The sequence below is a fragment of the Streptomyces sp. NPDC090499 genome, from assembly GCF_044769305.1.
GTDB lineage: Bacteria > Actinomycetota > Actinomycetes > Streptomycetales > Streptomycetaceae > Streptomyces.
Map to the genome: position 1 here is coordinate 131328 of NZ_JBIVXP010000020.1, position 10004 is coordinate 141331.

The 10004-nt window shown below is 72.2% G+C and carries 8 protein-coding genes; 5 read left to right on the forward strand and 3 right to left on the reverse strand.

Going from position 1 to position 10004, the window contains the following annotated elements:
- Window positions 1-235: 235 nt before the first annotated feature.
- Complete coding sequence (locus ACIQVL_RS42990; RefSeq protein ID WP_403478193.1) at window positions 236-1729, reverse strand: tetratricopeptide repeat protein; 1494 nt, start codon at window positions 1727-1729, stop codon at window positions 236-238.
- A 92-nt stretch (window positions 1730-1821) separates the two neighbouring features.
- Between ACIQVL_RS42990 and ACIQVL_RS42995 the strand changes: the two genes are divergently transcribed.
- Window positions 1822-3228 carry an FAD-binding oxidoreductase gene (locus ACIQVL_RS42995; RefSeq protein ID WP_403434685.1) on the forward strand — a complete coding sequence of 469 codons (1407 nt, stop codon included), beginning with the start codon at window positions 1822-1824 and terminating at the stop codon, window positions 3226-3228.
- Window positions 3229-3298: 70 nt separating this feature from the next.
- Here the strand turns inward: ACIQVL_RS42995 and ACIQVL_RS43000 are convergent, their stop codons facing one another.
- Window positions 3299-3712 (reverse strand): SsgA family sporulation/cell division regulator, encoded by a 414-nt coding sequence (locus ACIQVL_RS43000; RefSeq protein WP_403434683.1) that lies wholly within the window; start codon window positions 3710-3712, stop codon window positions 3299-3301.
- 242 nt (window positions 3713-3954) lie between these two features.
- Here ACIQVL_RS43000 and ACIQVL_RS43005 point away from each other — a divergent pair, with 242 nt between their 5' ends.
- On the forward strand, window positions 3955-5367 hold the full coding sequence (locus ACIQVL_RS43005; protein WP_403478194.1) for an RDD family protein: 1413 nt from the start codon (window positions 3955-3957) through the stop codon (window positions 5365-5367).
- A gap of 93 nt (window positions 5368-5460) precedes the next feature.
- Window positions 5461-6165, forward strand: coding sequence for an RDD family protein (locus ACIQVL_RS43010; protein ID WP_403478195.1), 705 nt, complete (start codon window positions 5461-5463; stop codon window positions 6163-6165).
- Between the two features lie 83 nt (window positions 6166-6248).
- Here ACIQVL_RS43010 and ACIQVL_RS43015 read toward each other — a convergent pair whose 3' ends face one another.
- A complete protein-coding gene (locus ACIQVL_RS43015; protein WP_403434678.1) occupies window positions 6249-6542 on the reverse strand; it encodes a hypothetical protein in 294 nt (97 codons plus the stop codon).
- A gap of 424 nt (window positions 6543-6966) precedes the next feature.
- Here ACIQVL_RS43015 and ACIQVL_RS43020 point away from each other — a divergent pair, with 424 nt between their 5' ends.
- Both ACIQVL_RS43020 and ACIQVL_RS43025 read left to right on the forward strand, forming a co-directional pair.
- On the forward strand, window positions 6967-9327 hold the full coding sequence (locus tag ACIQVL_RS43020) for an immune inhibitor A domain-containing protein (protein ID WP_403478196.1): 2361 nt from the start codon (window positions 6967-6969) through the stop codon (window positions 9325-9327).
- Between the two features lie 121 nt (window positions 9328-9448).
- Complete coding sequence (locus tag ACIQVL_RS43025; protein ID WP_403434676.1) at window positions 9449-9778, forward strand: hypothetical protein; 330 nt, start codon at window positions 9449-9451, stop codon at window positions 9776-9778.
- The last annotated feature ends 226 nt before the right edge of the window (window positions 9779-10004 follow it).

The following is a 10004-nucleotide window of genomic DNA, read 5'->3' on the forward strand; positions in this document are numbered from 1 at the left end:
CTCGCGGCGGGCAGGGGCCCGGCGGGCATCCGGCCGTGGGGACGGCAGCCGGGTACCGCCGGTCCCACCACGGTGGCCGGGCGCCCTCGCGACGGAAAGGGACGCGTCGGTCCGCAGACGCGCCGGTTCACCCCTTGCCGCCGCGACGGCGCCCAGGCCCGACGGCGGGTTCCGGCGGTGCCCGACTGCCGTGAGTTCGGCCGGTGCGGGAGTGCCTCGCCCGCTCTGCCCCGGCCTACTGCGGCAGCTCCTCGTTCGGCGGCTGGTTGCCGAGTGCCGTGAGGGCGGCGTGGGCGGCCGGGGCCTGGAGGGGGGAGAAGTACGGGTTGGTGCGGAGGGCGTCCTGGAGGTGGCGGCGGGCCGGGGCCTCCAGGTCCAGGTCGCGTTCGGTCATGCCGCGGTGGAAGGCGTACAGCGCGCTGCGCACCCCGCCGCCCTTCGTCGAGTCGGTCGCGATCGAGGCGTAGCGCAGCGCCTCCTTGTCGTCGCCGGCCCGGTGCAGGGCCCAGCCGAGCGCGTCCGCGGCCTCGATGCCGGGCTGGCGCTCCCACTCCGCCGTCAGCCGCTCCACCGCCTCCTGGACGTCCCCGTGGTCCGCCTCGTACTGCCCGATCACCAGGTCGTCGTCGACCCCGGCCTCCAGTTCCCGCCGCACCTGGGTCCGCATCAGCTCGTACTGCGCCTCCGCCTGCTGCCCCATCCCCAGCGACTCGTACAACTCGCCGAACTCCAGGGCGACCTGCGGAGCCGGCCGGTGCGCGAGCGCCCCCTGGTAGGCGGTCAGCGCCTCCTGCGTACGGCCCAGAGCGGCCAGCGCCCGCCCCTGCCCGGCGCGCGCCGCCGACTGGTCGGGGTCCAGGCGCACGGCCGCCGTGAAGTGCCGCAGGGCGTCCTCCCGGTCGCCCCGCTCCCAGGCCAGCTGCCCGGCCTGGCACAGGTACGCGGCCTGCTCGGCGGGTGTCCGGGCGGCCGCCGCCGCGTCGGTCACCTGGGCCGCCGCGTCCTCACGCCAGCCCCGGTCCCGGTAGACCGCGGAGGCCCGCGCCATCACCGCCGGCCGCACGTCGGCCCCGACCTTCAGCGCCATCAGCCTGTCCAGTGCGGACCGGGCCGCCTTGTAGTCGCCGAGCCCGTTGTAGGCGTCGATCAGCACCGGGTACGCCGACCACCGCTTCGGGGCCGCCTTCAGCGCCTCCTCGCCGTACCGCCTGGCCCCCGGGAAGTCCCGGCGTGCGACGGCCAGCTCCGTCAGTCCGCTCAGCGCCGCGGTGTTGTTCTCGGCGGCCACCTTGAGGGAGGTCTGCAGCGCGCGCTCGGCACGCGGATAGTCGCCGGTGTCGGCGGTCCGGCGCGCCCGTTCGACGTACGCGGTCCCGAGCACCGCCCAGGCCGCCGCGTCCTTCGGCTGTGCCCGTACCCGCGCCTCGCGGGCGCCGATCAGCGTCGTGAGGTCCGGCAGCGCGGCGGGCAGGCCGTTCAGGACGGCGGTCTGCGCCGCCGCGGCGGCCGCCGCCCGCGCGGCCGCCTGGGCCCGCGGCCCGGCCGCCGGGGCCGGCGCTGCGCGGTGCGGCTCGCGCGGCCACAGCATCAGCGTGCCGCCGGCCGCCACGCCGCCCGCCAGTGCGACGACCAGCAGCCGGCGCAGCACCCGGCCGCGGCGGCGCGGTGGCGCCGGTTCCGGGAGCAGCGAGGTGGCGGGTGGGGACGGTCGGTTATCCAGCGCGCACATGACGGACACTGTGCGTCAGTACGACCACCGCGTCCGGGCGGCCCAAGGAGGGCACCTGTGGGGTTCACACCGATGGCCCCGGGTGCGACGCTGTGATCATGAGCCGTATCGAAGCGCCTCGGGACGAGGCCACCAGCAACCTCACCGACCGGCTCCTCGCGGGTCTGCCGGCCGACGCGGTCCTCGTCGACCCCGACGTGACCGCCTCCTACGCCAACGACATGGCGAGCTTCTGCCCGGCCGGCACCCCGGCCGTCGTCGTGCTGCCCCGCACGGTCGAGCAGGTCCAGCACGTCATGCGCGTCGCCACCGACCTGCGCGTCCCGGTCGTCCCGCAGGGCGCCCGCACCGGCCTGTCCGGCGGCGCCAACGCCACCGACGGCTGCATCGTGCTGTCCCTGACCAAGATGGACCGCGTCCTGGAGATCTCGCCGGTGGACCGCATCGCGGTCGTCGAGCCCGGCGTCGTCAACGCCGTCTTCTCCCGCGCGGTCGAGGAGCACGGCCTCTACTACCCGCCGGACCCCTCCAGCTGGGAGATGTGCACGATCGGCGGCAACATCGGCACGGCCTCGGGCGGCCTGTGCTGCGTGAAGTACGGGGTCACGGCCGAGTACGTGCTCGGCCTGGACGTCGTCCTCGCGGACGGGCGGCTGATGTCCACCGGCCGCCGTACGGCGAAGGGCGTCGCGGGGTACGACCTCACCCGCCTCTTCGTCGGCTCCGAGGGCTCGCTCGGCGTCGTCGTACGGGCCGTGCTGGCGCTGAAGCCCAAGCCGCCGCAGCAGCTGGTGCTGGCCGCCGAGTTCGGCTCCGCGGCCGCCGCCTGCGAGGCGGTGTGCCGGATCATGGAGGGCGGCCACGTGCCGTCCCTGCTCGAACTGATGGACCGTACGACCGTCAAGGCGGTCAACGAACTCACCCGCATGGGCCTGCCGGAGTCCACCGAGGCGCTGCTGCTCGCCGCCTTCGACACCCCGGACCCGGCCGCCGACCTCGCCGCCGTCGGCAAGCTCTGCGAGGCCGCCGGCGCCACCCAGGTGGTCCCGGCCGACGACGCCGCCGAGTCCGAACTCCTCCTCCAGGCCCGCCGTTCCTCGCTCGTCGCCCTGGAGGCCGTCAAGGGCACGACGATGATCGACGACGTGTGCGTGCCCCGCTCCCGGCTCGGCGACATGATCGAGGGCGTCGAGCGCATCGCGGCGAAGCACCGGCTGACCATCGGGGTCGTCGCGCACGCCGGCGACGGCAACACCCACCCCACGGTCTGCTTCGACGCGCAGGACGACGACGAGTGCCGGCGCGCCCGCGAGTCCTTCGACGAGATCATGGGCCTCGGCCTGGAGCTCGGCGGCACCATCACCGGCGAACACGGCGTCGGCGTCCTGAAGAAGGAGTGGCTGGCCCGGGAGATCGGGCCGGTGGGCGTGGAGATGCAGCGGGCCGTGAAGCAGGTCTTCGACCCGCTGGGCATCCTCAACCCCGGCAAGCTGTTCTGATCCCACACGGCTTCATACGGCTCCATACGGCCCCCTGCGGCTCCCACACGGCTCCCGTCCGGCGGGGCCCTCACTGGGCGAGCAGCTGGTCGAGCGCCTCGTCGATGCCCAGCTGCCCGCCCTCACTCCCCGGGGGCACCACCCGCAGCGTCCGCTCCAGCCAGGCGGACACCTGGGGGACCGGTGCTTCGAGCAGCGCGTCACCGTCGGGTGAACTCAGCGCCATCAGTACGACGGTGCGGCCCTCCACCTTCGTCGGCCACACCCGCACGTCCCCCTGCCCGCACGGCCGGAACACCCCCTCCACGAGCAGGTCGCGGGCGAAGGTCCAGTTGACGGGCTGCTCGGAGTTGATGTGGAAGCTGACGTGGACGGCGTACGGGTCGTCGGAACGGTAGGTCAGCCGGGCCGGGACCGGGATGCTCCGCTCCGGGGACAGGATGAGCCGCAGCTCCAGTTCGCGCTCCACCACGGTGTGCTGCATGGCGTCGGGTTCCTCTCTCGGTCAGTCGTGCGGGCACCTTCGGGTGGGCCCGTACGAGTGGAGAGGGGCTGGGGCCGCGAGCATTACGCGGGTTCCGGGAAAATTTTTTCCGGCGCGGTGAAGGGGGTGCACAGGGCTGCCCGGAAAGGGGCGGGTCCTGCGGGACTGGCGGTGGCGGGCACCCGGGTCTGATAGATGTGGAGCCTCCCACATGACCCCCGAGCAGATACGGGATGACGGACATGACCGCCCCAACCCCGGCACCCGGTGACGAACGGCCCCGCGAGGGCTACTACCCGGACCCGTCCATCCCCGGCTACGTCCGTTACTGGAACGGCGCCGCGTGGGTGCCGGGCACCAGCCGCCCGGCCCCGTCCGACGGCGAACCGCTCGTCCCGCCGCAGGGTTCGCACCCCGCGGGTCCCGCGGGCCCGGCGGCGGTCGAGGAGACCGGCCCGCACTTCTTCGACGAGGACCCGCAGCCGGGCGGCGCCGCCGGCTGGACGGCGGAGGGGAGCGCCTGGGGCAACGACCCCCGGGCGGCGGGCTCCCCGGCCCAGCCGGACGGCCGGTCGTCCCGCACCGACGGCACGGCGTCGATCCCGCCGGCGGACCAGGCGGAGCAAGGGGACCAGGGGGACCTCGACTCCGGTGGCACGTTCATCTTCCGCAGGCCGACGGTCGGCCCGGCGGGCACCCCGCCGGCGGCCCGGCCGCCCATGGACGACGGCACGCTGACCTTCCGGCCGGTCCGGGGCGAGGGCACGCCGCCCAACCCCGGGGCCGGTGCGGCCGGGTTCGGTACCCAGGGTCCGGTCGGCGCGCCCGGTGCCGCCGGTGCCGCCGGTTCCGCACGCCCCGGCTTCGGCGCCGGAAAGGCGGCCGCGGCCCGCGCAGCCGCGGCCCAGCCCCCCTCCGCCCAGCCCCCGGCGGCCGCCGCGGCCCCCCAGTCCCGGCCCGCCGCGCCCCAGGCCGTCGCCCCCGCCGTCCCTCCGCAGCAGTCCGGCGCCCCCCAGCCTCCGGCGGCCCCCGCCGCTCCCATGGCCTCCGGTGCCGGCGGCGGCCAGTCCTCCTGGGCCCAGCAGGTGCACCAGCTCGCCGGTGACCAGCAGGTCGCCCCGTGGAAGCCGCCGGTGGAGGACCCCTTCCAGGCGGCCGCCCGGCGGCAGGCGGCGGCCCGGCCGGCCGGTCTCGGCAAGCGGTTCGCGGCCCGGCTCGTCGACAGTCTGGTCGTCGGCGCGGTGACCGCGGCCGCCGCCGTACCGTTCGGGACCAAGGCCGCCGACCACGTGCAGGACAAGATCGACGTGGCCAAGCTGTCCGGCCGCACCGAGACCGTCTGGCTGCTGGACGGCACGACCGGCCTCTACCTCGGCATCGTGCTCGCGGTCCTGCTCGTCGTCGGCGTCCTCTACGAGGTGCTGCCCACCGCCCGGTGGGGCCGCACGCTCGGCAAGAAGCTGTTCGGCCTGGAAGTACGGGACATCGAGGGCCACGAACCCCCCACCTTCGGCGCCGCCCTGCGCCGCTGGCTGGTGTACACCGTGCCAGGACTGCTCGGCATCGGGATCGTCGGCGTCGCCTGGTGCCTGTTCGACCGCCCCTGGCACCAGTGCTGGCACGACAAGGCGGCGCACACCTTCGTCGCCGACTGACGGATCCGGTACGGATCCCGTACGGGGGGCCGTCGTCCCCCGTACGGCCGCTCGCCGGGTGCGGGCCCGGCCGCTTCGCGGTGCACTCGGGCCATGAGCACCGAACCGCCCCCGCCCCCGGGCTCAGGAGAGCCGCCGGAGAACGATCCGTTCAGGAAGCAGCCCCCGCCGCCCTCCTACGGCGGCGGTCCCTACGGAGGCGGCCCCTCTGAGGGTGGCGGCCCCTACGGAGGCGGTGGCCCTTACGGAGGCGGTGGCCCTTACGGAGGCGGTGGCTCTTACGGAGGCGGTGGCCCCTACGGGGGCGGCGGTGGTTCCGGTGGCTACCCCGCCGACCCGCTCGCCGGGATGCCGCCCCTCGCCGACAGCGGCAGGCGCACCCTCGCGCGGATCATCGACATGATCCTGGTCGGCATCGTGGTCGTGCTGCTCACCCTGGCGTTCGGGGTGAGCGAGTACCAGATGGACGGCGACAAGATCTCGGCCGGCCGGTCCTTCGCCCAGTCGCTCGTCGCCGCCGTCCTCTTCGTCGCCTACGACACCCTGCTGATCGCCAAGTCGGGCCAGACCCTCGGCATGAAGTGGCTCCGCATGCGGGTCGCCAACCTGTCCGACGGCGCCACCCCCTCCACCCAGACGTCGCTGCTGCGGGCCCTGGTGCTGTGGGTGCCGTTCGCCTTCTGCTGTGCCTGCATCTGGACGGTGATCTGCGGCGGCTGGAGCTTCTTCGACAAGCCGTACAAGCAGGGGCTGCACGACAAGGCGGCGAAGACGGTCGTGGTCAGTACGAGCTCATAGCGGGGCCGGTACAGGGGGGGCGCACAAGCAGTCGGCGGGTCCGTCAGTCTCACGGACCCGCCGACTTCACTGCTGTGCGTGCGTCAGGGTGCGGTGGGCTCCCGGACGGGCTCGGCCGTGGCGGCGGCCACGGTCTCCCGGTGCAGGGGGACCCGCACCTGGGGCGGTGCGATCGGGGCGGACGGGGACTGTGCGACCGTGCGCGGCCGGGGGAGCGGGACCGTCATGGCCACCAGCAGTCCCAGACCGAGCGCGGCGAGCGCGATGACCGCGATCCCGATGCCCGAACTCGTCTGTGACAGCAGCAGCATGGCGAGCGTCGAGCAGATCACGGTGGCCGAACCGTAGACGAGCTGTGCCGGGGTCGGACGAGGCATGGCAATCGTGTCCTCGGAAGATTTGGGGGTGAGACGGGGGAACCGGCCTTGGTTTCCACCGGCTTCCGGGCGTTCCACCGTTCGACTCTATTCGCGTGCATGCCCGAGAGGAACGTCCGGTAAGCGTGACCTAACCCACGGTACCGGTGCACAGGGGGCGCACGGTCGCATGGCATACGGCAACCGGCGGCATATGCGCGCCGGTTGGGAGCGGCCCTTCGGGGGTACCCCGCACTCCGGCGTCCGTAAAGCGAACTTCCTCTCCGCATAGTGCAGTTGAATGCTCGGAGTCAAGGTCTGTCTTTTCTCGTAAACCAGTAGTCAAATATCGTCACTTGAATCGACGCGTTGAACGTGCGCGCACGGACCCCCAACCATCACCCGGTCCTCCTTGCCGTGCGCGCGGCGCGGGGGAGGAACTCAAGTGACCAGCAGACCCTGGACGTTCAGAGCACTCGCCGTCGGCGTGACGCTCGCAACCGCCTCCGTAGGCTTCGCCACCTTCGCGGTCGCGGCGACGGCCCCGACGGCGACCACCAGCACCGTCGACCGGCACGACCCGTCGACGAAGCAGGAGGAGCACGACCTCGACGGCCCCCTGAGCAAGACCCAGGAGGCCCAGCGCCAGGAGGCCCTCGACCAGGTCATATCCGGCAAGGCCCAGGTCAAGGACCGCGACGGTTCGAAGGTCGTCCAGCTCAAGGGCAAGAAGGGCGACAGCAAGTACGTCGAACTCGGCCGCGAGAAGACCGACAAGATCTTCACGATCCTGGTCGAGTTCGGCGACCAGACGGACCCGCGGTACAACGGCACGGCCGGCCCGCTGCACAACCAGATAGCCGAGCCGGACCGCACCAAGGACAACTCCACGGCCTGGCAGGCGGACTACAACCAGGCCCACTTCCAGGACCTCTACTTCGGCACCGGCAAGAACACCGAGTCGCTGAAGAAGTACTACGAGAAGCAGTCCTCGGGCCGCTACTCGGTCGACGGCGAAGTCACCGACTGGGTCAAGGTCCCCTACAACGAGGCCCGTTACGGCAACAACGCCTGCGGCTCCACCACCTGCTCCAGCGTCTGGAACCTGGTCCGCGACGGCCTGAACGCCTGGGTCGCCGACCAGAAGGCGGCCGGCGAGTCCGACGCCGCGATCAAGGCCGACCTCGCCCAGTACGACCAGTGGGACCGCTACGACTACGACGGCGACGGCAACTTCAACGAGCCCGACGGCTACGTCGACCACTTCCAGATCGTGCACGCCGGCGAGGACGAGTCCGCGGGCGGCGGCGCGCAGGGCACCGACGCGATCTGGGCGCACCGCTGGTACGCCTTCGGCACCGACGCCGGCGCCACCGGCCCGGCCGACAACAAGCTGGGCGGCACCCAGGTCGGCGACACCGGCATCTGGGTCGGCGACTACACCATGCAGCCGGAGAACGGCGGACTCGGCGTCTACGCCCACGAGTACGGCCACGACCTCGGCCTGCCGGACGAGTACGACACCGACGGCGGCGAGAACTCCACCGGTTTCTGGACCCTGATGTCCTCCGGCTCCTGGCTGGGCACCGGCAAGGAGGCCATCGGCGACCTGCCCGGTGACATGAACGCCTGGGACAAGCTCCAGCTCGGCTGGCTCAACTACGACGTGGCCAAGGCCGGCACGAAGTCCCGCCACAAGCTCGGCGTCGCCGAGTACAACACGAAGGACAAGCAGGCTCTGGTGGTCTCGCTGCCCGACAAGGCGGTCACGACGACGGTCGTCACCCCCGCCCAGGGCTCGTCCCAGTGGTGGAGCGGCAGCGGCAACGACCTGAAGAACACGCTGACCCGCGACGTCGACCTCACCGGCAAGTCGTCCGCAACGCTCTCGCTCGACGGCTGGTACCAGATCGAGGCCAACTACGACTACCTCTACACCGAGGTGTCCACCGACGGCGGCGCCAACTGGACCGCCCTGGACGGCACGGTCAACGGCACGGCCATCCCGCGCGACGGCAGCGACAAGCCGGCGCTCACCGGCTCGATCTCCTCGTACGCCAAGCTGTCCTACCCGCTGGACGCCTACGCGGGCCAGAAGATCCAGCTGCGCTTCCGCTACCAGACCGACGGCGGTGTGGCGTTGAACGGCTTCGCGGCCGACGAGATCACGGTGACCGCGGACGGTGCGGCCCTCTTCTCCGACAACGCCGAGGCGGCGGACCCCGCGTGGACCGCGTCCGGCTTCTCCCGGATCGGCGCGTCCTTCACCAAGGACTACGCGCAGTACTACATCGCGGAGAACCGCCAGTACGTGTCGTACGACAAGACCCTCGATGTCGGCCCGTACAACTTCGGCTTCTCGACGACCCGTCCGGACTGGGTGGAGCACTACCCGTACCAGAACGGCCTGTTGATCTGGAAGTGGGACACGTCCCAGGCGGACAACAACACGCACGAGGGCGACGGCGGTCACCCGGGCACCGGTCTGATCCTCCCGGTCGACTCCCACCCGGCGCCGCTGAAGTGGTCGGACGGCACGCTGATGCGCAACCGCATCCAGGCCTACGACTCGCCATTCAGTCTCTACTCGACCGACGGCATCACGCTGCACAAGGCGGACGTCGCGACGAAGATCAGGCAGTCCTCCGGGGTGTCGGTCTTCAACGACCACAAGAGCGACTACTACGACGCCTCGAACCCGGCCGCCGGTGTCAAGATCACTGACACCAACACGAAGATCAACATCGTGACGGAGGCCCGGGACGGCTCGACGATCTCCCTCCAGGTCGGCCCCGCAGTGAAGTAATCCGCATCATCGCAGGTCAGACACGTATCGGCGGCGACCCCTTGGCGGGTCGCCGCCGCTCGTGCTTAGGTGCGTCCTGTGGCTTTCTTATTGACACCGACGCACACGGGGGTGTGACCGCATGGCTGCAGGAGGGTTCTGCAAGCTGCCGAACGGCAGGGTGATCGTGGCGCTGAACCTGCCCAGCCCGACCACGGCGGACGGCGCGTCCGCCGTCCGTGTACTGGTCCACGCCCAGAACCGCGCCCGAGCCCTGACCAGGCTCCGCAACCTCGGCATGCGAGCGGTCTACCTGCGGGGCAACGCCGCCCCACCCACCCCCGACGAGATCACCGCCGTCCTCCACCACCCCGACGGCCTCATATGGCGAACGACCCCTGACAACGGTGTCACCCCCCTCGAACTCTGGCGCCCCATCAAATCCCTCCTCCGAAGACCAACAGCAGCCTGACCCCCAGGCACGCGGTTTCGGCGCCGCCGGGTTCCGTCGTCGTGGCGGGTCGCCGCTGCGGCGGGAGGATAGGGCGGCCGGGGCTGAAGGAGCAGCCGCCCCAGGGACGTGGGGTTCTTCGGCGCCGGGTGGGGCAGCTCACCCAGGGGCGCGGGGAACTGCGCGAGCGGCCCCCGCCGGCCCGCGGGCATCCACCGGCCGGTTCGGCGCCGCCGGGTTCCGTTGT